Origin of the sequence: Mycobacterium bulgaricum (genome assembly GCF_041287165.2) — a bacterium.
In the GTDB taxonomy this organism is placed as follows: domain Bacteria; phylum Actinomycetota; class Actinomycetes; order Mycobacteriales; family Mycobacteriaceae; genus Mycobacterium; species Mycobacterium bulgaricum.
Map to the genome: position 1 here is coordinate 58,006 of NZ_JBGGKV020000001.1, position 26,075 is coordinate 84,080.

Genomic DNA, 26,075 nt, shown 5'->3' on the forward strand with positions numbered 1-26,075 from the left:
GGCGTCAGGCAGCGGCCTCCGAGTCGCTGCTGCTGTCGGCGGCGTCGGCGGCTCCGTCGGTGCTGCTGTCGTCAGCGGCGGAGTCGTCGTCTGCGGGCTCGTCATCGGCCGCGGTGTCCTCGGATGCCTCCGCAGCATCGTCTGCCTCGAGCTCAGCGTCGACCTCGTCCTGCTCGTCGGCGGTGAGCGCAGCGTCAGACCGGCTCGCTCGCTTCGCCACCGGCTCGGCTGCGGGTTCGGAAGCGATTGTCGGAGAATCGGTTTCGTCAGCGACGGCTCGGATCGCCGGTTCCGGGTCGGCGAGGCTCGGCGGCGGGTTGCCGTTGCCCCAGTCAGCTCCTTCGCCCTGGCGCACGTATGCCGGTCGGTCGTAATCGCGTTCCACGAGCGGCCGGTACCTGGCGTCCAGTTCGGCGAGCCGCTCTTCGGTGACGAACGGTTGGATCCAGCGAAGCATCGGCAGCGTCTTCGCCGGGATCAGCATGTAGGTCGTGTTGCCCTCTTGGATGACCAGGTTGTCGGGGTCGTTGATGTCGAGGCCGTCGAAGTAGGCGAAATGGCGGGAGAACACGGCGGAGTTGATGAAGGAGTAGAAGCCGAACCGGGCCGGGTTGTCGGCGACGCCGTCGTACTGCGCGACCACGTCGAGGTGCTCGTAGGGTTGCACCGCCGGCAGACCGACATCGGTCTGGTTACGGTTCTCCCCGCCGAACTTGTTCTCGGGATTGCCGAAGGTCACGATGAGCTTGATCCTGGCCGGGTCGGGCGCCAGCGCAGGATTTTTCTCCCATTCGCGCAGGCGGTCGTACATCCCGGCGCCTCCGACCGAGTACCCGACGAGGATGAGCTCGCCCGGTGTGGTGTCGACCGCGGCCTGGATCTGTTGGGAGGTGATCTTCCTGGTCACCGTTCCCCGGCCCAGCGATCGGCAGGTGTTCTGCTCGCAGAACACACCGTTGAAGGCGGTCTGGGCTTCGCCGCTCTGCCGGGTGGCTCCTTCGGCGAACAGGACGGTCGCGGCGTGGGCGGTGGGGGTTGCGGGGAGCAGGCTGATGCCCGGGATGAGAACGGCTGCCAGCGCGGCGATGCCCGCTTTGCCGGTCTTGTGACGACGGTGATTCATGAGGGTCCTCGGCGAGTCGACGGAAACGCCCCGCGCAATCGAATCCCCGAATCCGACGCCGGTGTGTGTGAACGGTGTAGTGCTTTTTGCTGGTGAATTTGTGGCGAAGGAGTTCCCGACTTTTCGTCTCTGAAACGCCGGAGTTTCGCTCCGCGCGGTTGCGTAGTTAAACCCTTGCCAGATCTTGATTTTCGCCCTGCGCGACGTGAAGCTCCCGCTTCAATCTAACTCCACCGACAGCAACTGAGGTGCTGCTAACCCTTACGCAGTTGTGACACTGAGGAGGTCAGTCTTGCGTCGAGGACTCCGTGTCCTGTCCGCTGACTGACTCGTCGGCCGACACGGGGCCTCCGTCAGCGTCGTCGACGACATCATCTGCAGCCGGTGCTTCGACGTCGGACGCCGCGTCGTCGCCGTCGGTCTCGATCGCGGCGCCGTCATCGGACTTCTTGGACCGCCGGTCAGGCTCGTCGCGGCTCTCGGCGGCGTCGGACGCGGCGTGCTCGGCGTCTTCGGCGGCGTCCTCTTCGGCATCGTCGATGGCACCCGCGGCGTCGACACTCGGCGGCGGGTTGCCGTTGCCCCAGTCCGCGCCCGCACCCTGCGGTACATAGGCCGGGCGGTCGTAGTCCTTCTCGATCAGCGGCCGGTACTTCGCATCGAGTTCGGCCATGCGCTCGTCGGTGACCCAGGGATCCATCCACGCGAGCATCGGCAGTGTCTCGGCCTTGATGAGCATGTAGTTGGTGCCGTCCGGATCCCGATAGACGAGGTTGTCCGGGTCGTTGATGTCGACATCCTCGAAGTAGGCCATGTGCCGTCCGAAGGCCAGATTCAGCCGGGAGTACCAGCCGAAGCGGGTCGGCACATCCGCCACACTGTCGTACTGCATCGTGACGTCGAGATGCTGATACGGCTGCGTCGCAGGCAGTCCCGCGTACGAATTGTTCTTGTCGTCACCGCCGAATTTGTTCTCCGGGTTGCCGTATGTGACGACGAGGACCACTCGCGCCGGGTCCGGAGCCAGGGACGGCGTCTTCTCCCATTCGCGCAGCCGGTCGTAGATGGTCGCCGCCCCCAGCGAGTAACCCATCAGAACGATGTCTCCCCGGGTCGAGTCCACAGCCGACTGCAATTGCCGGGACCCCGGCTTCACGTCGAAAGGGCTTCGCAGGTTGTTGATCGAGCGGCAGGAGTTCTGCGCGCAGAACTCGCTCTTGAACGCCGTCTGCGCGTTGCCCCGCTTCTGGGCGGTGCCCTCGACGGCAAGCACCGTCGCCGCCGGGGCGGACGGGATCTGCGCTAGCACGGTGGCGGCAGGCAGGGCGAGCGCACCTGCCAACGCGCGACGGATCTGACGGTTCACCGGGCCCCCCTGCACCGATTGCCGCTGTTACGGCAACCTGCATCTACATTCACTAATTAACTTCGATGTCGAATTCGCTCAAGTAAGCCGATTCGCGCACTCTCTCACCGATACATTGCTATTTGGGCACGTATACCGCCGTAACACCAGTTCAGTCGAGCATTGAATGCAGAAGCTTGTATATCAGAACTTTGCCAACAGGTGTAGTCAAACCGTCCGCTATTCGCTGAACGGATCGCTATTACGGTCAGTAACCGAGCGGGCCGATCGGTTGAGCGAACTTCATCCGTACCGAGTCCCCGTGCCCGACGAGGTCGACGTCCCGAACCTCTTCGGTGTAACCGAGACCGAAGCGAACCGCGTACCGCTTGTAGAGCGTCACCAGTGGCGCGGCCGCCAGCGCAGCTTGCATGGCCGACGCATCCCCGATCGCGGAGATGACGTAGGGCGGGCTGTAGGTGCGGCCGTTGAGCAGCAGCGTGTTGCCGACGCAACGAGGAGCGGACGTTGCGATGATGCGTTGGTCCTGCACCTGGATGCCTTCCGCACCGGCGCTCCACAGCGCGTTGATCACCGCCTGGATGTCCTGCTGGTGCACGACGAGATCGTCGGGGGACGCATCCCGGGGAAACCGGCCCTGGGCGTCGCGCTGGGCATCGTTGAGGGTCACCACCAGGCCGGGGCCGCGCAGCGGCGTCAGTCCCGCCTCCGCGGCCAGCAGGTCGCCTCGGCGGGTGATCGCGTCCAGCGCCGCGTCGGTTCCGGGTGAGCCACCGTGATGATTGTCGATCATCAGGGCGAGTGCGCCCTGCTCGGCGCTGAGCCGGTCGACCGATGTCTGCGCCTCGCGCACGAGGTCCACCAGGCGGGGGGAGTCACTGCGGCGGATCTCGTCACCCCCGGAGACCCCGTGGGTGGTGCCGAGCAGCAGGCCGGCGGCCAGGCACACGACGGGCACCCCGAAGCGCCACACGGATCGCCTCCGTGGGGCGGGCGTGCCGTCGGCCATCGAGTCGCCGCTCCTCTCGATGATCAGAATTGCTCATGCGGCCTGCGTTAGGCTTTCCGTACACATCGTCGCACTGACCGGTCGTTCGTGGCACCGGAGACAGTGGCGGCGCCGAACGTCCGAAGGTACGCATGCCCAAGTCCAAGGTCCGCAAGAAGAACGACTTCACCATCAACCCGGTGAGCCGGACTCCGGTCAAGGTCAAGGCTGGACCGTCGAGCACCTGGTTCGTCGTGTTGTTCGTCGGGCTGATGCTGATCGGGCTGGTGTGGCTGATCGTGTTCCAGTTGGCGGGCAGTGGACCCGACGTTCCGTCGTTCCTGCAATGGATGGCGGACCTGAACGTCTGGAACTACGCGATCGCGTTTGCCTTCATGATCACGGGGCTGTTGCTCACGATGCGTTGGAGGTAAGGGCGGATGCGCCCGAGATGAATCCATCTTGGTCGCCTGCTGTTACCTTGCTCGCAACCTGGTCGTCATCGGATCACACGAATGTGATTCATCCCCATTGGGGATAGCACTTGTGGATAACCCCATCAGTCGGGGTAGGAGGGTGTATAGAACCCGTGCAGCAAACACAGTGGCAACCCAAGACGGCAGCCATCGTGGTAGCCGGAATCGCTGCTGTCCTACTGGCCATAGGGGCTGTGACCCTGGTCACAGACGTGCCGGGGCAGATTCTCGTCGGGACGGCGGCGGTCGGTTTGCTGGTGTTCGCGGTCATGTCGTGGATCGCGCGCCCTAAGCTGGCAATCTTCCAGGACACTCTGCGCTACCGCGGCTGGTGGCAGGTGAGGCAGCTCACCCGAGCCGATATCAATCGCATCCGGATCACCGAATTCCGGCGGATCGGGCGGACAGTCCGGCTTCTTGAGATCGACACGACAGATGACCGCCTGCTCGTGCTGAGCCGGTGGGATCTCGGTGTCGAGCCCCTGCACGTCCTCGATGCACTGACCGACGCCGGGTTCGCGCCCGGCGCCGGATCAGGAGGCAACCGCTAGGAGATGGTGATCGACTCGATGACGACCGGGTCGGTGGGGCGGTCACTGCGGTCGGTCGCGGTCGTGGCGATCGCGTCGACGACCTTCTGCGACTCCGGGTCGACGACCTCACCGAAGATCGTGTGACGCCGGTTCAGGTGCGGCGTCTGCGTGACCGTGATGAAGAACTGCGAACCGTTGGTGCCGGGCCCCGCGTTGGCCATCGCCAGCAGGTACGGCTTGTCGAACTGCAGCTCCGGATGGAACTCGTCGGCGAACTTGTAGCCGGCGTCGCCGCGGCCGGTGCCGGTGGGGTCACCACCCTGGATCATGAAGCCCTCGATGACGCGGTGGAAGATGACGCCGTCATAGAACGGGCCCGACGAGCCGCCGGAGGCGTTCTCGGTGCTGTACTCCTTGGTGCCCTGGGCCAGTCCGACGAAATTCGACACGGTCTTCGGGGCGTGGTTTCCGAACAGGGCGATCTTGATGTCGCCGCGGTTGGTATGGAGGGTCGCGGTCGCGGTCTGAATAGGACTCGTCACGGAACCGAGTCTGCCACGACGGGTCCGCCGGCCAACCGGGCACCGGTACCTATGCCGGAGTGGCAGGCTGGTGGGGCGACAACCGGCACCGAGAACACAGTGAAGAATGAGGTGGGATATGAGCTCCAAGACCCGCGTACGCCTGACCCCGAGCCAGCGGCTCGGCCGCGGCCTGAAGTATTCGACGGTGGGCCCGGTCGATGTCGGCAGGGGAGCGGTGGGTCTCGGGGTCGAGTCCGTGCGTTCCTCGGCCTCCTGGGTCAGCGACCGATACCGCCGCAGCAAGATTGCCGAGGAGCTGAAGGACGAGGTTGCTGCCGCGCAGGAGGTCCTCGCGAATCTGCCTGCAGCACTTGGTAATGCCCGGAAGCCGCGGCGCCGTGGACGACGGTTCCTCTTCGCCGGCGTCGGTGTCGCGGTGCTCGCCGGAGGCGCGGTGACCTTCTCGATTCTGCGCCGGTCCGCCCAGCCCGATCCCTCGCCGCTTCCGCCGAGCGTCGAGGTCGCACCGAAGCCTTAGCGGAAACGCGTTCCGTCATGGCCGTCTCCGTGTTCGATCTCTTCTCGATCGGCATCGGCCCGTCGAGCTCACACACCGTGGGCCCCATGCGGGCCGCGCGGCGCTTCACCCAGCGCCTCGGAGTCGATGCTGTCGCTCGCGTACGCGTCGAGTTGTACGGGTCGCTCGGTGCCACGGGTGCCGGGCACGGGACACCGGGTGCGGTTGTGCTCGGGCTCGAGGGCCTCGATCCCGAGACGGTCGATCCCGACACCGCACATGCGCGTATAGCCGAGGTCGGTTCGCAGCACCGGCTGCGGCTCGGCGGTCGGCAGGCGATCGAGTTCGACATGGCGAATGACATCGTTCTGTCGTTGCAGGCCATGGAATTTCACAGCAACGGCATGGTGTTCACCGCATTCGATGACGGCGGCGCGATGCTGGCCCGGCGGACCTACTACTCGGTGGGCGGAGGGTTCGTGGTCGACGAGGACGAGGCGGCCGACGGTGCCGCCGAGGACGTCGTGCTGCCATATCCGTTCCTGACCGGGGCCGACATGGTGGCCCTCGCGGTCGAAAACCGCTGCAGCATCGCCGATCTCGTCGCGCGCAACGAGGCGGCGCTCGGCAATGGGCCGCGGCTACGCGAGGGGCTGTTGCGGATCTGGTCGGCGATGCGCGAGTGCGTGGACCGAGGGCTCGCCGCCGACGGCACGCTGCCGGGCAGCCTGCGTGTGCGGCGGCGCGCGCGGGTCCTGGCGATGGCGCTGGAATCGAACCCTGCCGATCCGCTGTACGCGATGGACTGGGTGACGGTCTACGCGCTCGCGGTCAACGAAGAGAACGCCGCGGGTGGGCGCGTGGTCACGGCCCCGACGAACGGGGCGGCGGGGATCATTCCCGCTGTGCTGCACTACTACTGGCGCTTCGTTCCGGGCGCGGACGAAGACGGCGTGGTCGAGTTCCTCCTGACCGCGGCGGCCATCGGGCAACTGTTCAAGGCAAACGCGTCGATCTCGGGTGCCGAAGTGGGGTGCCAGGGCGAGGTCGGTTCGGCGTGCTCCATGGCCGCGGGCGCACTGGCCGCAGTGCTCGGGGGCTCGCCGGCCCAGGTGGAGAACGCGGCGGAGATCGGCATCGAGCACAACCTGGGTCTGACGTGTGATCCGGTGGGCGGTCTCGTGCAGATCCCGTGCATCGAGCGCAATGCGATCGCATCGGTCAAGGCGATCACCGCGGCACGGATGGCCCTGGCCGGTGACGGCACCCATCACGTCAGCCTGGACACCGCGATCAAGACCATGCGCGACACCGGGGCCGACATGGCCGACAAGTACAAGGAGACGTCGCGCGGGGGGCTGGCCCTCAACGTCGTCGAATGCTGAGTTTCGTCGACGGACTCAGTTGTCGGTCGCGGTGACGCCCGGGAGCTTCCCCTTGTCAGCGCCGATGGTGAGCGCGTAGGCGGTCGCCAGCTGTTGCAGCCCGGCGGTGGAGGCGCTCGGGGTTGCCGCGCGGATCGCCTTCAGCAGCGCGTCCTTCGCGTCCTTCTCCAAGTCGGCTGATTCAGCCATCTGAGCCCCTCCTCGTCGCCTAGTGCCGCGTCGTCGCGGCACGACGGGGGTCTACCCGAAGAGGAGGTCAGTGAATCCGCAGGAATGTGCCGACGGGAATGTGCCGACGGGAATGTGATTGTGGAGCCTAGGAGATTCGAACTCCTGACATCTGCCTTGCAAAGGCAGCGCTCTACCAACTGAGCTAAGGCCCCTCGGGGGGAGGTGCATCGGAGGCTGAGTGCCAGACCTCTGGACCGTGCTGCGTTCGCCAGACAGTCACCGCGGCCGCCGCCGCGACACCTGTTGCGAGCAGCAGCACCAGCTTCATCGCCATGTACCTTTCCGTGGGGCTAGGAGGACTCGAACCTCCGACCTCTTCGTTATCAGCGAAGCGCTCTAACCGCCTGAGCTATAGCCCCGTCAACCGCACGGGCCGAGCGACGAGATTACCGCACGGATATCCCGTCCCCCAAACCGGAAGGCAGGAGGTCAGTCCCGGTCGGCCAGCGTGACCTCGACACCGCCCACGAGGTCGGTGGTGAGGTTGTAGATGAAGGCCCCGATCGTCGCGCCTGCGGTCATCAGCACGATGTTCACCAGGCCGATCAGGGCGGCGCCACCGAAGATGGTGCCGCTGGACACCAGTTCTCCGCCGGAGCTGCCACTGGCGCTGGTCAGCAGGTCGCCGACGTTGCTGTTCAGCTTGGTCCACACGCCCATGCCACCGAGCACCAGGTACAGGAACGCGACGGCGATCATCCACACGAAGAACAGCACGACCGACAGCAGCAGCGAGACCTTCAGCGTGCTCCACGGATCCACGCGGCGGATCTGCATGCTGGCCCGCACGGGGCCCTTGTGCTGCTGGCGCGAGGCCACCTGCACCGCCCGGTTCCCCGCCGCGGGCGTGCCCTTCACAGCCGGTTTCGCGGGCTGCTCGGTCTGCGGACGCTCGACCGGCTTGCGCTGCTGCTGCGGCGGGCGGGGGAGAGGTCCGGACAGGTCGGGGATCTCGCTCGCATACGCGCCGGCCTGATCGGGCCGCGAACCGCCGTCGGGACGGTTGCCCTCGGTTCGGACGACGTCCGTTCGGTCGTTGCGCGGCGCCGGATCGGGACGGGGACCCGGTTCCTTGCGGGGAGCCTGGTCGGTCTCGGACGCGGGTGCCGAGCCGCCCGCCATGAAGCGGTTCAACCGGGCATCGAGGCCGGCCGCGTTACCTCCGCGCGGTCCGTCCGGGCGCGGCGCCTCCTGCGCCGGTTGCTGCTGCCTGGCCCGAGACGCAGGGCCCCGCTGCCACGGCGGCAGATCGCCGGCGTCGGCGGTGTGGGCCGCTCGTGAGCCGCCGTCGGATCCGGCACCGCCGGATCCCTCACCCGCACGCGCGGGTCCCGGCTCATTCGGTGAGCTCACCTACGACTCCTCACTCGATTCCTCGTTCCCTGCAACCGCGTCGTTCTCCACAACCGCGTCGACATCGGTGATGACCTCGTCCGTGCTGTCGCCGGCTTCAGCGTTGCGCGCGATCGCGATAAGTGTGTCGCCCTCGCCCAGGTTCATCAACCGAACACCCTTGGTCTGGCGTCCGGCCTTACGCACCTGCCGCGCGGCCGTCCTGATGACACCGCCGCCGGACGTGATGGCGTACAACTCGGTGTCGTCATCGACGATCAGCGCTCCGACCAGCGTGCCACGGCGCTTGTCGAACTGAATGGTCAGCACCCCCTTGCCGCCGCGGCCCTGCACGGGGTACTCCTCGATCGCGGTCCGCTTGGCGTACCCGCCGGACGTCGCGACCAGCAGATACGTGTCCTCCCGCACGACGTTGAGCGACAGCAGGGCGTCGTCGGCGTTGAAGCGCATCCCCTGCACACCCGAGGTGGCGCGACCCATCGGCCGCAACGCCTCGTCTGTGGCGGAGAAGCGAATCGACTGTCCGTTCGCCGAGACCAGCAGCAGGTCCTCTTCCGAGGAACACAGCACCGCGCCGACCAGTTCGTCGCCGTCGCGGAGGTTGACCGCGACGATGCCGCCTGAACGGTTGGAGTCGAAATCGACGAGACGCGACTTTTTCACCAACCCGTTGCGGGTGGCCAGCACCAGGTAAGGGGCGTCCTCGTAGCCCTTGATCTGGATGACCTGGGCGATCCGTTCCTCCGGCTGGAACGCGAGCAGGTTGGCCACGTGCTGGCCGCGTGCCGTGCGAGACGCTTCGGGCAGGTCGTAGGCCTTCGCCCGGTAGACGCGACCCTGCGTGGTGAAGAACAGGATCCAGTCGTGGGTCGAGCAGACGAAGAAGTGGTTGACGATGTCGTCCTGCTTGAGGCCCGCCCCCTGGACCCCCTTGCCGCCGCGCTTCTGGCTGCGGTAGAGGTCGGTCTTGGTGCGCTTGGCGTAGCCGGTCTCGGTGATCGTGACGACGACGTCCTCACGCGCGATCAGGTCCTCGTCGGCGACCTCACCGTCGGCGGCGATGATCCGCGTCCTGCGGTCGTCGCCGTATTTGTCGACGATCTCCTTGAGTTCATCGCGCACGATGGCACGTTGCCGCTCCGGCTTGGCGAGGATGTCCTCGAGGTCGGCGATCTCGGCTTCGATCTTGGCGAGGTCGTCGATGATGCGCTGACGTTCCAGAGCGGCGAGCCGACGCAGCTGCATGTCGAGGATCGCCTGGGCCTGAATCTCGTCGATGTCGAGCAACTCGATCAGGCCGCTACGCGCGATCTCGACGGTCTGGGACGCACGGATCAACGCGATCACTTCATCGAGCGCGTCGAGCGCCTTGACCAGACCGCGCAGGATGTGGGCCCGTTCGTTGGCCTTGCGCAGACGGTAGGTGGTCCGTCGGATGATCACGTCGAGCTGATGGTTGACGTAATGACGGATCAGCTGGTCGAGCCGCAGCGTGCGCGGAACCCCGTCGACGATCGCCAGCATGTTGGCGCCGAAGCTGGTCTGCAGCTGGGTGTGCTTGTAGAGGTTGTTGAGCACCACCTTGGCGACCGCGTCCCGCTTGATCTCCACGACGATGCGCAGACCCACCCGGTCGCTCGACTGGTCCTCGATGTTCGAGATCCCGGTCAGCTTGCCGTCGCGGACCTGCTCGGCGATCGAGGTGATGAAGTTGTCGTGGTTGACCTGGTAGGGCAGTTCGGTGATGACCAGCGAGGTGCGGCCGCGCGAATCCTCTTCGATCTCGACGACGCCGCGCATCCTGATCGAACCGCGACCTGTGGTGTAGGTGTCGGTGATCCCTTGTCCGCCGACGATCAGACCGTGGGTCGGGAAGTCCGGACCCTTGACACGCTCGCAGACCGCTGTCAGCGTCGCCTCTTCGTCGGCCTCATGGTTGTCGAGGCACCAGTACACGGCATCGGCCAGCTCCCGCAGGTTGTGCGGGGGCATGTTGGTGGCCATACCGACGGCGATACCACCCGAACCGTTGGCGAGCAGGTTCGGGAACCGGCTCGGAAGAACCGTCGGCTCCTGCACGCGGCCGTCGTAGTTCGGGATAAAATCGACTGTCTCCTCGTCGATTTCGCGCAGCATCTCCATCGCCAGGGGAGTGAGGCGCGCTTCGGTGTAGCGCATCGCCGCCGGGGGATCGTTGCCCGGCGAGCCGAAGTTGCCCTGGCCGTCGACCAGCGGGTAGCGCAGCGACCACGGCTGGGCCATACGCACCAGGGTGTCGTAGATCGACGAGTCACCGTGCGGGTGGTAGTTACCCATCGTCTCGGCAACGGAGCGAGCAGATTTCGCGTGGCCGCGGTCCGGGCGGAAACCGGAGTCGAACATCGCGTACAGCACGCGGCGGTGCACGGGCTTGAGGCCGTCGCGGACCTCGGGGAGGGCGCGGCCGACGATGACGCTCATCGCGTAATCGATGTAGCTGCGCTGCATCTCCTGCTGGATGTCGACCGGCTCGATGCGGTCGCCGGACTCCCCGGTCGGGGGCAGCGTGGTGTCAGTCATTCAGTATGTCCTAGCTGTCTTGGGGCAAGCGTCGCGGTTTAAACATCCAGGAAGCGAACGTCTTTGGCGTTTCGGGTGATGAAACTGCGGCGAGCTTCCACGTCTTCGCCCATGAGAATCGAGAACAGTTCGTCGGCGGCCGCGGCGTCATCGAGGGTCACCTGGCGCAGCACCCGCACCGACGGATCCATCGTGGTCTCCCACAACTCCTTGGCGTCCATCTCGCCCAGACCCTTGTACCGCTGGATGCCGTCCTCGGCGTTGATCCGCTTACCCGCGGCCCGACCCGCTTCGAGCAGGCCGTCGCGCTCCCGATCGGAATACGCGAACTCGGGCTCGGTGCGCTGCCACTTCAACTTGTACAGCGGCGGCTGCGCCAGGAAGATGTGCCCGTTTTCCACCAGGGGTTTCATGAACCGGAACAGCAGCGTCAGCAGCAGCGTCGAGATGTGCTGACCGTCGACGTCGGCATCGGCCATCAACACGATCTTGTGATACCGCAACTTCGAGATGTCGAACTCGTCGTGGATACCGGTGCCGAGCGCAGTGATGATCGCCTGGACTTCGGTGTTCTTCAACACCCGGTCGATACGCGCCTTCTCGACATTGATGATCTTGCCGCGCAACGGCAGAATCGCCTGGAACATCGAGTCGCGACCGCTCTTGGCCGAACCACCGGCCGAATCACCCTCGACCACATACAGTTCCGACTTGCTCGGATCGGTCGACCGGCAGTCGGCCAGCTTGCCCGGCAAACCACCGATGTCGGTCGCGCTCTTGCGTCGCACCAACTCCCGCGCCTTACGCGCCGCGATGCGGGCCTGAGCCGACGAAACCGCTTTGTTGATCACGGTTTTCGCCTCGGCCGGATTGGACTCGAACCAGTGCGTCATCTGCTCGTTGCAGATCTTCTGGACGAACGACTTGACCTCGGTGTTGCCGAGTTTCGTCTTCGTCTGGCCTTCGAACTGCGGCTGCGACACCTTCACCGAGATGACTGCGGCCAGGCCTTCGCGGATGTCGTCACCGGTGAGGTTCGGGTCTTTGTCCTTGAGCAGCTTCTTGTCTTTCGCGTACTTGTTGACCACGGTCGTCAACGCCGCACGGAAACCCTCCTCGTGCGTTCCGCCCTCGTGAGTGTTGATCGTGTTGGCGAACGTGTGCACCGACTCCGAGTAACCCGCGTTCCACTGCATCGCGATCTCGACCTCATGGCCCTCACCCTTGCCGTCGAAGTCGATGACGCTGGGCTGGATGGGAGTCTTGGTCCGGTTGATGTGCTTGACGAAGTCGACCAGCCCGCCCGGGTAGTGGAAGACGCGATGCTTGACCTTGTGTGGCGCGGCCGCCTCCGCCGCCTTCTCCTCGGCGGACTTCGGGGCTTCGGCGTGGTCACTCACCACATCGTCGACGACCTCGGAGTCGGTGACACGCTCGTCGGTCAGTTCGATGGTCAGGCCCTTGTTGAGGAATGCCATCTCCTGCAGCCGCCGCGCGATCGTCTCGAAGTCGTAGACCGTCGTCTCGAAGATGTCGGGGTCGGCCCAGAACCGAATCGTCGTTCCCGACTTCGTCGTCTTCTCGCCCTGCCGAAGAGTTCCCGGCACCGACCTGTCATAGGTCTGGAACCACTCGTGGCCGTCCTTGCGGATGTCGGCCTCCAGCCGCGTCGACAGCGCGTTGACCACCGAGACACCGACACCGTGCAGACCGCCCGAGACCTGGTAGGCGCCCTCCTCGAACTTGCCGCCGGCGTGCAGGACCGTCATGACCACGTCGACGGTGGGGATGCCGGTGGCATGCATCGCGACGGGGATACCTCGGCCGTCGTCGGTGACCTGAACGCCGCCGTCCTCGAGGATCCTGACGTCGACGCGGGTCGCGAAACCCGCCATCGCCTCGTCGACCGCGTTGTCCACCACTTCCCAGATGAGATGGTGCAGACCGCGCTCACCGGTGGAACCGATGTACATGCCCGGTCGTTTCCGGACCGCCTCCAGTCCTTCGAGGACTTTGATCGAATCGGCGCCGTACTCGGCCGGCGCATTCTTCTTCTGGGCAGCCACGTTGGACGCGTCTCCTTGGTCTATGACAGGGGGTAGTCGGCGGAGAGGTCGACGGCCCCTCGCAGATCACCGACACAGTCTACCTATACGTACTGTCAGGACCCATTCTGTAACGGCGTTTCCAGATACCTAATCGCGCCGTGCGCGGAATTTCTCGAATGCAGTTAGGTCTTGACGGCGACGAAACAGCCCTGTCGTCTTCTGGCGGCTCTCAGGCTACCTCCGCCGGAGCCTCAGCCGTAGGTGTCTCTCGGACCCCGACCCGGCACGCTGCGGGGCCCTTTTCGCCAGGACGGACCGACCGGGCCGACGATCTTCAAGGACTTCACCACACCGTCGCCGACCGCCGCGGCGATCTTGGCGAGAATCTGGGTCTGCACCATCCGCAGCTGCGTCGCCCACGCCGTCGATTCCGCCGAAACCGTGAGAACCCCCTCGTTCAGTGCGGTGGGTTCGGCATGGTCGGCGATCTGATCTCCGACGACCGCACGCCAGCGCCCGAACACCGACCCTTCCGCCACCCGGCCCGACCACCCGCGGGTCTTGGCGACCTCGCTCGTCAAAGATCCCAACAACTGGGGATCGCGGCTGTCGGGCCCCGGCCCCGACCACCGGCGTCTCCCCGAACCGGCACTTCGCCGAGGTTCGGGGGAGTGCCTGCCGCGGCCGACGTTCTTACCCTGCTGACGGGCCGCGCCCCTGGCCTCCTCGAGCGTGCGCCGCACCAGATCCATACCTTTGAGACCTTCGAGATGAGCCGGCGGCTTCCACGCCTCGTCCTCGTCGTCCGTCATGAGCGAACCACCGAAACCCGTCCCGAATCGCTGTCCTGCATGGTGATTTCGACCAAGGTCGCATCCCAGTCGACCGGAATGTCCTCGTGCACAGCCGCGGTCACCAGAACCTGTTCCGCCGACGCCGCGACCTGCGCCAACGCCTGTCGGCGGGCGCTGTCCAGTTCGGCGAAGACGTCGTCGAGCAACAACACCGGGTCACTTCCTTCCGCACGCAGCAGCTCGTAGGCCGCGAGCCGGAGTGCCAGGGCCATCGACCACGATTCACCGTGACTGGCAAAACCTTTCGCCGGCTGGTCACCCAGCTTCAGCTCGAGATCATCCCGGTGAGGGCCGACAAGGCACACCCCGCGCTCGAGTTCAGCATCGCGGCGGCGGCTCAACGCGTCCAGCAGGGCCGCCTCGAAGACTTCGGCATCGGAGTTGCCTGCCGCGGCCTCCGCCTCGACCACATCCACTCCGCTGCGATAGCGGATCGACGCGGGGCGCGAGGCAGGGGCGAGCAATTGGTAGGCCTTCTCCACCTCCGGTGCCAGCTCGTTGACGAGTTCGGCACGGGCGGCGATCAGCTGAGCACCGTGGCCGGCGAGGTGTCCGTCCCAGACATCCAATGTCTCGAGCGCACCGCGGTCACCGCGGTACCTGGACGCGGTCTTGAGCAGCGCCGTCCGTTGCCGGAGAACTTTGTCGTAATCGGCTCGGACAGCGGCGATCCGGGGTCGCCGTGTGGTGGCGAGTTCATCCAGATAGCGCCGGCGATCACCCGGGTCTCCCCGGACGAGAGCCAGGTCTTCCGGGGCGAACAGGACCGCGCGCAGCACGCCGAGAATCTCGCGAGCCGACCGGACGGGGGAGCGGTTCAATCTCGCCTTGTTCGCCCTCCCGGACGTGATGTCCAGATCGACGGCGAGTTCGCGACCTTCGTTGACGACGATCGTCGAGACCACGGCACGCTCGGCACCCGCTCTGATGAGCGGCGCGTCCGAGGCCACCCGGTGAGACCCCAATGTCGCCGAATACCACAGGGCTTCAATGAGATTCGTCTTACCGAAGCCATTCGGTCCCACGAACACCGTGCGCCCGGGGGCGAGCTCGAGCTCGACCCGGGACCATGACCGGAAGTCGGTCAGCGCGAGGTGGCGGACATGCACAGACGAATCAGCCTGACTCGCTGATCCGTTTGACGGCATGTCCTCCGAACTGGTTACGCAGCGCCGACACAGCCTTCATCGTCGGTGAGTCATCCTGCCTCGACAGGAACCGTGCGAACAGCGACGCGGCGATGCCGGGGACCGGAACCCTCAGCCGAATCGCTTCCTCGACGGTCCACCGCCCTTCACCGGAATCCTCTGTGTAGCCGCTGATTTCAGCGAGATTCGGATCCTCTTTGAGGGCTTTGGCGAGCAGTTGTTGCAGCCAGGACCGCACGACGGTTCCGTTGGTCCACGCTTGATAGACCGCCTGCGGATCCTTCACCAGATCCTCTGCCGCCAGCAGTTCGTAACCCTCCGCGTAGGCGGTCATCAACGCGTACTCGATGCCGTTGTGCACCATCTTCGCGAAATGACCGGCGCCGACCGGGCCGACGTGGACGAATCCGTCCTCCCGCGGCCCCGGCGGACGCAGTGCGTCAAAGATCGGCATGGCCCGAGCGACATCGGCGTCACTTCCGCCGACCATCAGGCCGTAACCTTCTGTCAATCCCCAGATCCCGCCGGAGACACCCGCGTCGATATACGCAATTCCCTTCTCCGCCAACAGCTTGGCGTGCGGCTCGTCTTCGGTGTAGCGCGAATTCCCGCCGTCGATGACAAGGTCGCCGTCGCCGAGCACCTCGGCCAGCGCGGTGATGGTGCTGTCGGTCACCGTGCCCGACGGCACCATCACCCACACCACGCGGGGAGACGGCAACTTCTCTGCCAGCTCCTCGAGCGACGCCACGTCCGAGACCTCGGGCCGCGGGTCGTAACCGACGACTTCGTGCCCTCCCTGGCGCAGTCGTTCGCGCATGTTGAAACCCATTTTGCCGAGACCGATCAGACCCAGCTGCATTGTCGGCGCCCCTTCGCCTGTCGACTCGACCGGTCAGCCAGGGAGGCGTACCGGCATCAACAGATAGACATAGTCGGTTTGTGCGGCCGGGAATGGACCGCCGGCCGCTGCACTTCCATCATCCTCGCCTGCCGGACGCAATACTGCCGGGCGGCTGGGTGTGGTGAAGCCGAAGGTCACGCGGTCGGCGTGCAACGAACTCAGGCCGTCGGTCAGATACGTCGGGTTGAAGGCGATCGTCAGCGGATCGCCCGAGAACTGCACGGGCAGATCCTCCTCCGCGCGGCCGACGTCGTCGGCACCCGCGGACAGGCGCAGCACGTCATCGGAGAATTCCATCCGCACCTGCGCGCCGCGATCCGCGACGAGGGCGACGCGCTTGATGGCCTCGGTGAGTTCGGCGACGCCGATGGTCGCGATTGCGGTGTGCTCGGTGGGGAGCAACTGACGGAATTTCGGGAACTCCGCGTCCAGGAGGCGGGTGGTGCTGCGCTTGCCCTTGCTGCGGATACCGAGCAGCCCCTCTTTGCCGACGCTCGGTCCTTGCCCCAGCGACAGATGAACCTCGGTGCCGTCGGTGCCTGCCTTCGCCGCCTCGGCGAGTGTCTTCGCCGGAACCAGAACCGCGGCTTCCACACCGGCCGCTCCGGTCGACCAGGTCAACTCGCGGACAGCCAGACGGAACCGGTCGGTTGCGGCCAAAACGACCTTCTCACCGGAGATCTCGACGCGAATGCCGGTCAGCATGGGCAGGGTGTCATCCCGGCCGGCGGCCACCGCGACCTGGCCGATGGCTTCGGCGAACAGGTCCGACGACACCACGCCCGTCTCGTCGGGAAGCGTCGGCAGCGTCGGGTAGTCCTCGACGGCCATCGTCGGGAGGGAGAATCGGGCACTTCCGCAGGTCAGCGAGACCCTGGTGCCCTCAACGCTGACGTCGACAGGCTTGGCCGGAAGAGCCCGAACGATGTCAGACAACAACCGCCCGGACACGAGAACGCTTCCGGGCGAAGCGATTTCGGCCGGTATCTGAACCTCGGCCGAGACTTCGTAGTCGAAACCGGAGATGGTGAGACCCTCGTCGGATCCGGTGAGCAACACGCCTGCCAGGACGGGGACCGTCGGCCGGGACGGCAGATTACGCGCCACCCACGCAACCGCGTCGGCGAAGTCCTCGCGAGTCAGCCGGAATTTCAGATCCGACAGACCAGCCGTTGTCGCCACGTTCATAGCGTCCCTTCGATGCACATCCAGCCTGAGCAACAACCAGCTGAACGGCTGCCGCTGAACCACCGTAGAGCTTTCGGCCCCAACTTGAAAGCTAAACGATCGGGCTGACATGCAGCGAGGTCACGCCCTGTCGGACCCGTGAAGTACAACTCTCCCCAGGGCCCTTCTTCTAGAAGAAATTGAGAGAGATAAATGAGTATTAGTGATAGCCGTTGTGCAGATTGGGGATGAGGGCGGCTCACCGCAGGCCAGCGCGCCGCGCGGGGTGTTGGCAGATTGTGGATATCTCGCGGGCACCTGCGGAGCGAATGGGGATGGATGCCGAGTTGGGGAGCGAACGACAGTTGTGCCGGGAGTTGACCTCAGGTTGTGCACAGGGTGCTGCACAACCTGAGTTGTGACGTGTGAGACGACAGGGACCAAAGATTTTCGGTCGCCATCGGTGATTCGGCCCGCGACACGCGAACGACACGCACACAACCGAGGAGGGGTGAAGAGCCGGTGAAGAATGCGAAGAGGTGACGACGTCAGCGCTTGGCGCGCTGGCGGATGCGCGTGGTGAGTTCCTTGACGTGATCGAAAACTTCACGCCGCTCGGCCATTTCGGCCCGGATCTTCTTCTCTGCATACATGACCGTGGTGTGGTCCCGGCCGAACGCCTGGCCGATCTTCGGTAGCGAGAGATCGGTGAGCTCCCGGCACAGATACATCGCGATCTGCCGGGATTGAGCGAGAGCGCGTGTCTTACCGGGCCCGCGTAGTTCGTCGACGCTGGTCTCGAAATACTCTGCCGTGGCCGCCATGATCGCCGCCGTGCTGATCTGCATCGTGGTGGCATCGGAGATGAGGTCGCGCAGCACGATCTCGGCCAAAGACTTGTCGATCGACGTCTTGTTCAGCGACGCGAACGCCGTGACGCGAATCAGCGCGCCTTCGAGTTCGCGGATGTTGCGCTCGATTCTGCTCGCGATCAACTCGAGGACGTCGTCGGGGACATCCAGGCGATCCATCTGAGCCTTCTTGCGCAGGATCGCAATTCGCGTCTCCAGCTCGGGCGGCTGAACATCGGTGATCAGCCCCCACTCGAACCGCGTCCTGAGGCGGTCCTCGAGGGTGGCCAGCTGTTTGGGTGGCCGGTCCGAGGAGATCACGATCTGCTTGTTCGCGTTGTGCAGGGTGTTGAACGTGTGGAAGAACTCTTCCTGGATGCCGTCCTTGCCCTCGATGAACTGGATGTCATCGACCAGCAGCACATCGATGTCGCGGTAGGTGCGCTTGAACGACGCTCGACGGTCGTCGCGGAGCGAGTTGATGAAGTCGTTGGTGAATTCCTCGGTGGAGACGTACTTCACGCGCATGCCCGGGAACAGTCGTTGGGCGTAGTTGCCCGCGGCGTGCAGCAGGTGCGTCTTGCCGAGACCGGATTCACCCCAGATGAAGAGCGGGTTGTAGGCCCGGGCCGGAGCCTCGGCAATTGCCAGAGTCGCGGCATGGGCGAATCGGTTGGACGCGCCGATGACGAAGGTGTCGAACGTGTAGCGCCGGTTCAAGGTGACCGAGGCGGTGTCGTGCTCGGTCTTGGCTCGGTTGAAGAACGACGGCCAGCTCTCCTCGGCGCTTGCCCTGGCGGCAAGGTCGTCGTCGACGTCGTCGTCGTCGGATTCGGTCAGCACGGCCGACACCGGTGCCGGCGGGGTCACATCGTCGGAACCGTCCGACACAGGATCGGCGATGCGGACGCCGAGTTCGACCCGCTGGCCGAGCTGGCGGCTCAGCGCGGCGACGATCGGCTCGCGGAGATGGCGTTCGATCTCGTTCTGGACGAACGGCGTCGGCACCGACAACAGTGCGAAGCCTTCGGTGATGACAAGCGGTCGGACCAGCTTCAGCCAGGCGCGCTGCTGTGGGGTCAAGGACCCATTGCCCGGACCGCCTGCTCCGTTCAGTTCGGTGACGACGGTGTTCCAGATCGCAACGAAAGGTGGATCGGGGTCAGTTGTCAACGACACTTACCCCCTCGCGGTCCCGGCAGGGACGGCCAAAAGAACGAGGACGAACTGTCCACAAAGTTATCCACAGGTTGTGGAAAGAGGACGCTCATCGCCGTTTGGTTGTCTACCGGCGAGAACACCGCGTTGCCGGAGCTCATCACGGGTTCAATCAGTGGGCTCGCGACGAAGGTCGGGCGTCCTCGCTTCGTTGTCTTGCGCCGATCCGGCGTGGAATCGGCATTGCCAGAAGCTAACAGTTTTCTCTCCGAGTGCCAACAGTTCTGCAACATTGGAAGGAAGCGAAATAGGGTCTGGCTCAATCGTTCCAGATGAACGTGACAGCTGTGGTTCGTGTGATGTTCCCGACGAGGCCGGGGCCTGCTCGTGAGGCAGCTCAAGGCCCGGGGAGCAGGTTTGACCCAGCGAATTCTCGTCAGTACCCTCGAACAGTCGCCCGCACGTGGCGATACGGCTGCGACCGGCCCCGGCCGGGGACCGCGCCGGCTGCTTTGCGAGACCGATCGAGCTTAACAACGGCCGACCGTGTCGGGCTGCCATGGACTTCATGGGAGTGTCGGCTAGGGGGCCAAACCCAACAAGGAGTGACTGCCGTGGCCAAGGGCAAGCGGACCTTCCAGCCCAACAACCGTCGCCGCGCCAAGGTGCACGGCTTCCGGCTGCGGATGCGCACCCGCGCCGGTCGTGCGATCGTCACGGCCCGGCGCGCTAAGGGCCGTCGTTCACTGACTGCGTGACGCGGTCAGGTCTGACGCGGTGCTTCCGGCGCAACACCGGATGACGCGGTCGGCCGAGTTCGGTGCCACAGTCAGTCGAGGAAAGCGGGCGGCGCAGCCTGACCTCGTCATGTACACCTTGCGATCCGATGAGCTCGACGAGCCTGGGCCCCGGATCGGCTTGATCGTCTCCAAGGCAGTCGGCAATGCCGTGCAGCGCCACAAGGTGTCGCGCAAGTTGCGGCACGCGGCGCGCGGCATCCTCGATGAGCTCGACCCGAGTGAGCGGGTGGTGATTCGTGCTCTGCCCCCGAGTCGGCACGCGAATTCACCGCGGCTCGAGCAGGAACTGCGCACAGCTCTGCAGCGCATCCGGCTGCGGAACGGATCCCCGTCGTGACCGCGCGCTCATGGGCGGTGCGCGCCGCGGTGTCGGTGATCCAGCTGTACCGCCACACAATCTCTCCGCTGCGACTGCCGACATGCCGGTTCACCCCGACCTGTAGTCAGTACGCCGTCGATGCTTTGAGCGAATTCGGATTCTTCCGGGGCGGCTGGTTGGCCCTGGTGCGTCTGCTCAAATGCGGTCCATGGCATAACGGAGGGTGGGATCCGATACCCGACCGCGAAAGTCACAGTGACGCAACGACGGAGTGCGCTGGTGACGTAACCCATCACCGGCTCAGTCCGGTACAGCAAGGGAAGAGTCAGACGAGTGTCGTTTAATTGGTTCAGCCTCGACATCATCTATTACCCGGTGTCGGCGATCATGTGGGTCTGGTACAAGGCGTTCGCCTTCCTCCTGGGTCCCACCAACTTCTTCGCCTGGGCGCTGTCGGTGATGTTCCTGGTGTTCACCCTGCGTGCGATTCTCTACAAGCCCTTCGTCCGGCAGATCCGCACCACACGGCAGATGCAGGAGTTGCAGCCACAGATCAAAGCGCTGCAGAAGAAGTACGGCAAGGACCGCCAGCGCATGGCGCTGGAGATGCAGAAGCTGCAGCGGGAGCATGGGTTCAACCCGATCCTCGGCTGCCTGCCAATGCTTGCGCAGGTTCCGGTCTTCCTCGGCCTTTACCACGTCCTGATGTCCTTCAACCGCACCCAGACCGGCATCGGTCGGCTGGGGCTGTCGGTCGAAGAGAACCGGTTGCTCCCCAACTACTTCTTCAGCGCGACGGATGTCCAGCACTTCCTCGACGCGAACCTTTTCGGGGCACCGCTGGGCGCGACGATGATCCAGCAGCACGGTCTGGACGCGTTCACGGAATTCGACCGACTCTCTGTGGTCCTCGTCGGTGTTCCGATCATGATCTGCGCGGGTATTGCGACGTACTTCAACAGTCGCGCCTCGGTTGCCCGGCAGAGTCCGGAAGCAGCGGCGAATCCGCAGACCGCGATGATGAACAAGCTTGCGTTGTATGTGTTCCCGCTCGGCGTCGTGGTCGGCGGCCCGTTCCTGCCACTGGCGATCATCCTGTACTGGTTCGCGAACAACATCTGGACCTTCGGTCAGCAGCACTACGTGTTCGGCAAGATCGAGAAGGAAGAAGAGCTGAAGAAGCAGGAGGCGATTGAGCGGCGTTCGCAGAACGCGCCGGCGCCGGGGGCGAAGCCGAGCCGCAAGAAGAAGGCGGCGACCGAGTCGGCTGCGGATGGGTCCGCCAAGGAGATCGTCGAGCCTTCTGAAAGTGTCGGAAGAGACGAGGCGGGCGACGGCACCGCAGGGTCGAAGCCGACAACCCAGAATCCCACCACATCCGCTGCGCAGAACGGGGCCGCGAACCGCACCCCGAAACCTGGCGCGCGGCCCAAAAAACGGAAGCGTTGACGCGCGGGAGACCGCGAACAGAGAGAGGTGTGAGCAATGACTGATGTAGAGCACGAAACTGACGGCGCGGCTGCCGAGCCCGCCGAGGCACTTCCGACCAACGAGGATGTCGAGGTCTCGGAGAACGGCGCCGAAGGTCCCACCGAGGATCTGGAGGAGAGGTTGGTTGCCGAAGGCGAGATCGCCGGCGACTATCTCGAAGAGCTGTTGGACCTGCTGGACTTCGATGGTGACATCGATCTGGATGTCGAAGGCGACCGCGCGATCGTGAGCATCGATGGTGGCGGGGACTTGAACAAGTTGGTCGGGCGCAAGGGCGAGGTGCTCGACGCGCTTCAGGAGCTGACCCGGCTGGCCGTACACCAGAAGACGGGTGAGCGTAGCCGGCTGATGCTGGACATCGCACAGTGGCGCCGGCGCCGGCGCGATGAGTTGGCGGCCCTGGGCGAGAAGGTCGCGCAGCGGGTGTTGCAGAGCGGTGAGCGCGAGGAGCTCTCTCCGATGACGCCGTTCGAGCGCAAGATCGTGCACGACGCGGTCGCCGGTATCAGCGGCGTCCACAGCGAGAGCGAGGGCGTCGAGCCGTCGCGCCGCGTCGTCGTCCTCGTCGACTGAGAGTTACATCCCTGTAGTTCTCCGTCGTCCTAGGGGAGTGAGCCGGTGGTTGCGCCGCGAATAGTCGGAGGATGTTTCACGTGAAACACGCGGACGTGCCACCGCCACCCTCGTCAGCGGTCGACCTCTTCGGCCCGGCGGTCGACGCCGCCGCGCGCTACGCCCAGATTCTCGCCGGTGCCGGCGTCGAGCGCGGACTACTCGGACCGCGTGAGGTAGACCGCCTGTGGGATAGGCACGTCTTGAACTGCGCGGTGGTCGGAGAGTTGCTGGCACCCGGAGAGCGCGTCGCGGACATCGGTAGTGGAGCTGGTCTCCCCGGGATACCGTTGGCGTTGGCCCGCCCGGACGTTGTCGTCTTCATGATCGAACCCCTCTTGCGCCGCAGCGATTTCTTACGCGAAGTGATCGACGAACTCGGCATCGAGTGCACCGTCGTCCGCGGACGGGCCGAAGACCGGAACGTTCGTGACGAGGTGGGGGCAGCGGATGTCGTTGTGTCGCGCGCCGTGGCCTCGCTGGACAAGCTCGCCAAGTGGAGCACACCTCTGCTACGGCCTGGCGGCCGGATGCTCGCCATCAAGGGCGAGCGCGCGGACGACGAAGTGCGTGAGCATCGGCGGGCAATGGCCGCTCTGGGGATGTCTGATGTGAAGGTGGAGAGATGTGGCGGTCGATTCGTGGATCCGCCCGCGACGGTCGTCGTAGGGTTTCAGGAAATGGTGTCGGGAAAGCAATCCCGGTCGGGAAGGAAGCACCGCTGATGTCTGGCCCGAACGATGCCGGGGTGGCCGATGTTTCACGTGAAACGTGGAACTCCCAAGACGGGGACACCCCGATCGGAGCAGAAGCGGAGCGCGCGGTTCGCCTGATGCAGGCAGCCGTCCAGGGACAGCTGCCGCGGCCGAAGAAGCAGCGGGTCTTCACGATCGCGAACCAGAAGGGCGGCGTCGGCAAGACGACGACCGCAGTGAACATCGCGGCGGCGCTTGCCTTGCAAGGTCTGCGCACCTTGGTCATCGACCTCGATCCCCAGGGCAATGCCAGCACCGCGCTCGGCATCGAGCACCGCCCCGGAACGCCGTCGTCCTATGAGGTGCTGATCGGCGAGATCAAAGTCGAGACCGCTCTGCAACGCAGCCCCCACAGCGAACGGCTCTACTGCATCCCGGCGACCATCGACCTGGCCGGTGCCGAAATCGAACTCGTCAGCATGGTCGCCCGCGAGGGTCGGTTGCGCACCGCGCTTACCGAGTTGAAGCATTACGACTTCGACTACGTCTTCATCGACTGTCCGCCGTCGCTCGGGCTGCTGACGATCAATGCGCTCGTCGCCGCGCCCGAGGTCCTGATCCCGATCCAGTGCGAGTACTACGCACTGGAAGGTGTGGGTCAGTTATTGCGCAACATCGACATGGTGAAGTCTCACCTGAACCCGGAGCTCGACGTCACCACCGTCGTCCTGACGATGTACGACGGACGCACGAAGCTGGCCGACCAGGTCGCGATGGATGTGCGCGAGCACTTCGGCGACAAGGTCCTGCGCACCGTGATCCCGCGCAGCGTGAAAGTCTCGGAAGCTCCCGGATACGGGATGACCATCATCGACTACGACCCTGGATCCCGGGGGGCGATGAGCTATCTCGACGCCAGTCGCGAACTTGCTCTACGCGGCGGGCAGGGTCAGGACCGATGAGCGACCGAGCAGTAACTGCACTGGGCGAAGGAGAACGGGATTGATGAGCAAGCAGGCTGGCAAGCGCAGCGGCCTCGGCCGGGGGCTCGCATCCTTGATTCCGACAGGTCCGGTCGAAGGTGACGAGCCGGCCACGCTGGGACCCAGGATGGGCGGGGCGGCGGCCGACGTTCTCCTCGGCGGCGCACCGACGGCCGAGACTGCGGGCGATGCGAACCCGGCAGGCGCGGTGTACCGGGAGATTGCACCGTCGCAGATCGATCCGAACCCCCGGCAGCCACGCCAGGTCTTCGACGAAGAAGCGCTCTCCGAGCTGGTGCACTCGATCAAAGAGTTCGGCCTCATGCAGCCGATCGTCGTGCGGGCGACCGCGGGCGATGACGCGAACTCGCCGCGCTACCAACTGGTGATGGGGGAGCGGCGGTGGCGGGCGGCGCAGGAAGCCGGGCTCGCGACGATCCCTGCGATCGTCCGCGAGACCACCGACGACAGCATGCTGCGGGACGCGCTGCTGGAGAACATCCACCGTGCGCAGTTGAACCCGTTGGAAGAAGCCGCGGCCTATCAGCAGCTGCTCGACGAGTTCAACGTCACCCACGAAGAACTCGCGTCCCGCATCGGGCGGTCCCGCCCTCTGATCACCAACATGATCCGGCTGCTTCGTCTACCGATCGCGGTTCAGCGACGAGTCGCAGCCGGTGTGCTCTCGGCCGGGCATGCCCGCGCTCTGCTGTCCCTCGAGGGAGGCCCGGAACTTCAGGAGGAACTCGCCGCGCGCATCGTGGCGGAAGGACTGTCGGTCCGCGCCACCGAAGAAGCGGTCACGTTGGCCAACCGCAACGGTGGCGCCACGCCCTCGGCACCACGGCGCAAGCCGATTCAGATGCCCGGGCTGCAGGATGTCGCCGAGCAGCTGTCGACCGCGTTCGACACGCGCGTCACAGTCAGCCTGGGCAAGCGAAAGGGAAAGATCGTTGTCGAGTTCGGCTCGGTGGACGATTTGCAGCGAATTGTGGAGATGATGAACGCGTCCAAGCCATGACCGGTCACACCGGGGAATTACGTCACTGTGACACACCTGCCCGGCGCTGGGCGACCACGCCGGCTGTGTCGCGGAAACAGTTTGTGCCCCAGGTGAATTGGCATCGCAGCGTAAGTGAAGGCGATTCCGGTGGCCGGACAGGCCCGAGATGGCGCCCGCCTTCTATCCTGGAGGGGCAGCCGTCGGTTCCGGCACGGCGAAGAGACCGGGGAGATTAGTGGCCGCACGTATCACGCCCCTGCGGCTCGAGGCGTTCGAGCAGTTGCCGAAACATGCGCGGCGCTGCGTGTACTGGGAGGTCGACCCCGGCATCGTCGGCGGGAGTGATCAGCTCTCCGATCCGGAATTCGAGAAGGAAGCGTGGCTGTCGATGGTCATGCTCGAGTGGGGGTCATGCGGTCAGCTTGCTGTCGAGTGTCCCAGCACCGGGCTCGATGAAGCGCCACCGCCGGAATCCGACGACGCCCCGTGTCTGGGATATGTGTTCTACGCGCCGCCGAGGTCGGTGCCGCGGGCCGGGCGATTTCCGACCGGGCCCGTCAGTGCCGACGCCGTTCTGCTCACGACGCTGGGCGTCGAGTCCGGACAGAATGCCGAGGACTTGTCGCGCACGCTCATCGCCGGGGTTGTGAACGATCTGGTTCGTCGAGGGGTGCGTGCTCTGGAGGCATTCGGTCGTACAGCGGAGGCCACCGAGCTTTCGCTGCTGGAGTCCGTTCCGTCCGACGTCCGCCCGGTCGTGGAGGCCCTCGGCGACTGCTCTGTCGAACAGTGCGTGCTCGACGCTGACGTCTTGACCGACGCCGGATTCGTTGTGGTGTCCCACCACACGTACTTTCCGCGGCTACGGCTCGAGCTCGAGCAGGGGCTTGGTTGGAAAGCCGGCGTCGAAGCTGCACTGGAGCGGCTTCTGGAGAATGCACAACTGCAGCAACCCGTCGGGGCTGGGGCGAGCCCCTGCCCGTAGGG

General features: G+C 65.2%; 26 protein-coding genes and 2 tRNA genes. 13 read left to right on the plus strand and 15 right to left on the minus strand.

What is annotated here, in order from left to right; genetic code table 11:
- Nucleotides 1-4 precede the first annotated feature (4 nt).
- The 3 genes from ACAG24_RS00315 to ACAG24_RS00325 all read right to left on the minus strand — a co-directional run bounded on the left by ACAG24_RS00315 (nucleotide 5) and on the right by ACAG24_RS00325 (nucleotide 3,498).
- The gene (locus ACAG24_RS00315; RefSeq protein WP_370470715.1) at nucleotides 5-1,123 is read right to left on the minus strand and encodes a PE-PPE domain-containing protein; all 1,119 of its coding nucleotides are present in this window, start codon (nucleotides 1,121-1,123) and stop codon (nucleotides 5-7) included.
- 286 nt (nucleotides 1,124-1,409) lie between these two features.
- The gene (locus tag ACAG24_RS00320) at nucleotides 1,410-2,489 is read right to left on the minus strand and encodes a PE-PPE domain-containing protein (protein ID WP_370470716.1); all 1,080 of its coding nucleotides are present in this window, start codon (nucleotides 2,487-2,489) and stop codon (nucleotides 1,410-1,412) included.
- A 247-nt stretch (nucleotides 2,490-2,736) separates the two neighbouring features.
- On the minus strand, nucleotides 2,737-3,498 hold the full coding sequence (locus tag ACAG24_RS00325) for a DUF881 domain-containing protein (RefSeq protein ID WP_370470717.1): 762 nt from the start codon (nucleotides 3,496-3,498) through the stop codon (nucleotides 2,737-2,739).
- Between the two features lie 131 nt (nucleotides 3,499-3,629).
- Here ACAG24_RS00325 and crgA point away from each other — a divergent pair, with 131 nt between their 5' ends.
- Together crgA and ACAG24_RS00335 are read left to right on the plus strand one after the other, a co-directional pair.
- A complete protein-coding gene (gene crgA, locus ACAG24_RS00330) occupies nucleotides 3,630-3,911 on the plus strand; it encodes a cell division protein CrgA (RefSeq protein WP_024445118.1) in 282 nt (93 codons plus the stop codon).
- Nucleotides 3,912-4,066: 155 nt separating this feature from the next.
- Nucleotides 4,067-4,504: a PH domain-containing protein gene (locus ACAG24_RS00335; protein ID WP_370470718.1), complete on the plus strand. Its 438-nt coding sequence runs from the start codon at nucleotides 4,067-4,069 to the stop codon at nucleotides 4,502-4,504.
- On the opposite strand, the gene ACAG24_RS00340 is transcribed toward ACAG24_RS00335, so the two are convergent.
- Nucleotides 4,501-5,028, minus strand: a complete 528-nt coding sequence (locus ACAG24_RS00340) for a peptidylprolyl isomerase (protein WP_370470719.1) — start codon at nucleotides 5,026-5,028, stop codon at nucleotides 4,501-4,503. The two genes, ACAG24_RS00335 and ACAG24_RS00340, sit on opposite strands and share 4 nt — an antisense overlap.
- Before the next feature lie 118 nt (nucleotides 5,029-5,146).
- On the opposite strand from ACAG24_RS00340, the gene cwsA reads away from it, so the two are divergent.
- Nucleotides 5,147-5,548 (plus strand): cell wall synthesis protein CwsA, encoded by a 402-nt coding sequence (gene cwsA, locus ACAG24_RS00345; RefSeq protein ID WP_370470720.1) that lies wholly within the window; start codon nucleotides 5,147-5,149, stop codon nucleotides 5,546-5,548.
- Nucleotides 5,549-5,565: 17 nt separating this feature from the next.
- Nucleotides 5,566-6,912 (plus strand): L-serine ammonia-lyase, encoded by a 1,347-nt coding sequence (locus ACAG24_RS00350; protein WP_370470721.1) that lies wholly within the window; start codon nucleotides 5,566-5,568, stop codon nucleotides 6,910-6,912.
- A gap of 15 nt (nucleotides 6,913-6,927) precedes the next feature.
- On the opposite strand, the gene ACAG24_RS00355 is transcribed toward ACAG24_RS00350, so the two are convergent.
- The 11 genes from ACAG24_RS00355 to dnaA form a co-directional block, all read right to left on the minus strand.
- Entirely contained in the window at nucleotides 6,928-7,101 is a 174-nt protein-coding gene (locus ACAG24_RS00355; protein WP_370470722.1) for a hypothetical protein, read from the minus strand.
- Between the two features lie 121 nt (nucleotides 7,102-7,222).
- Nucleotides 7,223-7,295: transfer RNA gene (locus tag ACAG24_RS00360), tRNA-Ala, on the minus strand.
- Nucleotides 7,296-7,428: 133 nt separating this feature from the next.
- Nucleotides 7,429-7,502: transfer RNA gene (locus tag ACAG24_RS00365), tRNA-Ile, on the minus strand.
- 70 nt (nucleotides 7,503-7,572) lie between these two features.
- Nucleotides 7,573-8,496: a DUF3566 domain-containing protein gene (locus ACAG24_RS00370; RefSeq protein WP_370470723.1), complete on the minus strand. Its 924-nt coding sequence runs from the start codon at nucleotides 8,494-8,496 to the stop codon at nucleotides 7,573-7,575.
- Nucleotides 8,497-11,055, minus strand: coding sequence for a DNA gyrase subunit A (gene gyrA, locus ACAG24_RS00375; protein ID WP_370470724.1), 2,559 nt, complete (start codon nucleotides 11,053-11,055; stop codon nucleotides 8,497-8,499).
- Between the two features lie 38 nt (nucleotides 11,056-11,093).
- Nucleotides 11,094-13,121, minus strand: coding sequence for a DNA topoisomerase (ATP-hydrolyzing) subunit B (gene gyrB / locus ACAG24_RS00380; protein ID WP_370470725.1), 2,028 nt, complete (start codon nucleotides 13,119-13,121; stop codon nucleotides 11,094-11,096).
- A 233-nt stretch (nucleotides 13,122-13,354) separates the two neighbouring features.
- Nucleotides 13,355-13,915 (minus strand): DUF721 family protein, encoded by a 561-nt coding sequence (locus tag ACAG24_RS00385; RefSeq protein ID WP_370470726.1) that lies wholly within the window; start codon nucleotides 13,913-13,915, stop codon nucleotides 13,355-13,357.
- The gene (gene recF / locus ACAG24_RS00390; protein WP_370470727.1) at nucleotides 13,912-15,066 is read right to left on the minus strand and encodes a DNA replication/repair protein RecF; all 1,155 of its coding nucleotides are present in this window, start codon (nucleotides 15,064-15,066) and stop codon (nucleotides 13,912-13,914) included. The genes ACAG24_RS00385 and recF overlap by 4 nt, the downstream gene beginning before the upstream one ends.
- A 7-nt stretch (nucleotides 15,067-15,073) precedes the next feature.
- Nucleotides 15,074-15,967: a phosphogluconate dehydrogenase (NAD(+)-dependent, decarboxylating) gene (gnd, locus tag ACAG24_RS00395; RefSeq protein WP_370470728.1), complete on the minus strand. Its 894-nt coding sequence runs from the start codon at nucleotides 15,965-15,967 to the stop codon at nucleotides 15,074-15,076.
- Between the two features lie 33 nt (nucleotides 15,968-16,000).
- Nucleotides 16,001-17,197 (minus strand): DNA polymerase III subunit beta, encoded by a 1,197-nt coding sequence (gene dnaN / locus ACAG24_RS00400; RefSeq protein ID WP_370470729.1) that lies wholly within the window; start codon nucleotides 17,195-17,197, stop codon nucleotides 16,001-16,003.
- A 527-nt stretch (nucleotides 17,198-17,724) separates the two neighbouring features.
- Entirely contained in the window at nucleotides 17,725-19,200 is a 1,476-nt protein-coding gene (gene dnaA, locus ACAG24_RS00405) for a chromosomal replication initiator protein DnaA (RefSeq protein ID WP_370471735.1), read from the minus strand.
- 599 nt (nucleotides 19,201-19,799) lie between these two features.
- On the opposite strand from dnaA, the gene rpmH reads away from it, so the two are divergent.
- The 9 genes from rpmH to ACAG24_RS00450 all read left to right on the plus strand — a co-directional run bounded on the left by rpmH (nucleotide 19,800) and on the right by ACAG24_RS00450 (nucleotide 26,073).
- Nucleotides 19,800-19,943, plus strand: a complete 144-nt coding sequence (gene rpmH / locus ACAG24_RS00410; RefSeq protein WP_003930923.1) for a 50S ribosomal protein L34 — start codon at nucleotides 19,800-19,802, stop codon at nucleotides 19,941-19,943.
- A 19-nt stretch (nucleotides 19,944-19,962) separates the two neighbouring features.
- Nucleotides 19,963-20,322 carry a ribonuclease P protein component gene (rnpA, locus tag ACAG24_RS00415; RefSeq protein WP_370470730.1) on the plus strand — a complete coding sequence of 120 codons (360 nt, stop codon included), beginning with the start codon at nucleotides 19,963-19,965 and terminating at the stop codon, nucleotides 20,320-20,322.
- Nucleotides 20,319-20,648 (plus strand): membrane protein insertion efficiency factor YidD, encoded by a 330-nt coding sequence (gene yidD / locus ACAG24_RS00420; protein WP_370470731.1) that lies wholly within the window; start codon nucleotides 20,319-20,321, stop codon nucleotides 20,646-20,648. Before rnpA ends, yidD begins: the two co-directional genes overlap by 4 nt.
- Before the next feature lie 43 nt (nucleotides 20,649-20,691).
- Nucleotides 20,692-21,753 carry a membrane protein insertase YidC gene (gene yidC / locus ACAG24_RS00425; protein ID WP_370471736.1) on the plus strand — a complete coding sequence of 354 codons (1,062 nt, stop codon included), beginning with the start codon at nucleotides 20,692-20,694 and terminating at the stop codon, nucleotides 21,751-21,753.
- Between the two features lie 36 nt (nucleotides 21,754-21,789).
- Nucleotides 21,790-22,368 carry a Jag family protein gene (locus ACAG24_RS00430; RefSeq protein WP_370470732.1) on the plus strand — a complete coding sequence of 193 codons (579 nt, stop codon included), beginning with the start codon at nucleotides 21,790-21,792 and terminating at the stop codon, nucleotides 22,366-22,368.
- 80 nt (nucleotides 22,369-22,448) lie between these two features.
- Nucleotides 22,449-23,132 (plus strand): 16S rRNA (guanine(527)-N(7))-methyltransferase RsmG, encoded by a 684-nt coding sequence (gene rsmG / locus ACAG24_RS00435; protein WP_370470733.1) that lies wholly within the window; start codon nucleotides 22,449-22,451, stop codon nucleotides 23,130-23,132.
- Nucleotides 23,132-24,064, plus strand: coding sequence for a ParA family protein (locus ACAG24_RS00440; protein WP_370470734.1), 933 nt, complete (start codon nucleotides 23,132-23,134; stop codon nucleotides 24,062-24,064). The genes rsmG and ACAG24_RS00440 overlap by 1 nt, the downstream gene beginning before the upstream one ends.
- A 43-nt stretch (nucleotides 24,065-24,107) precedes the next feature.
- Complete coding sequence (locus ACAG24_RS00445; RefSeq protein ID WP_370470735.1) at nucleotides 24,108-25,106, plus strand: ParB/RepB/Spo0J family partition protein; 999 nt, start codon at nucleotides 24,108-24,110, stop codon at nucleotides 25,104-25,106.
- Nucleotides 25,107-25,323: 217 nt separating this feature from the next.
- Complete coding sequence (locus ACAG24_RS00450; protein WP_370470736.1) at nucleotides 25,324-26,073, plus strand: acetyltransferase; 750 nt, start codon at nucleotides 25,324-25,326, stop codon at nucleotides 26,071-26,073.
- The last annotated feature ends 2 nt before the right edge of the window (nucleotides 26,074-26,075 follow it).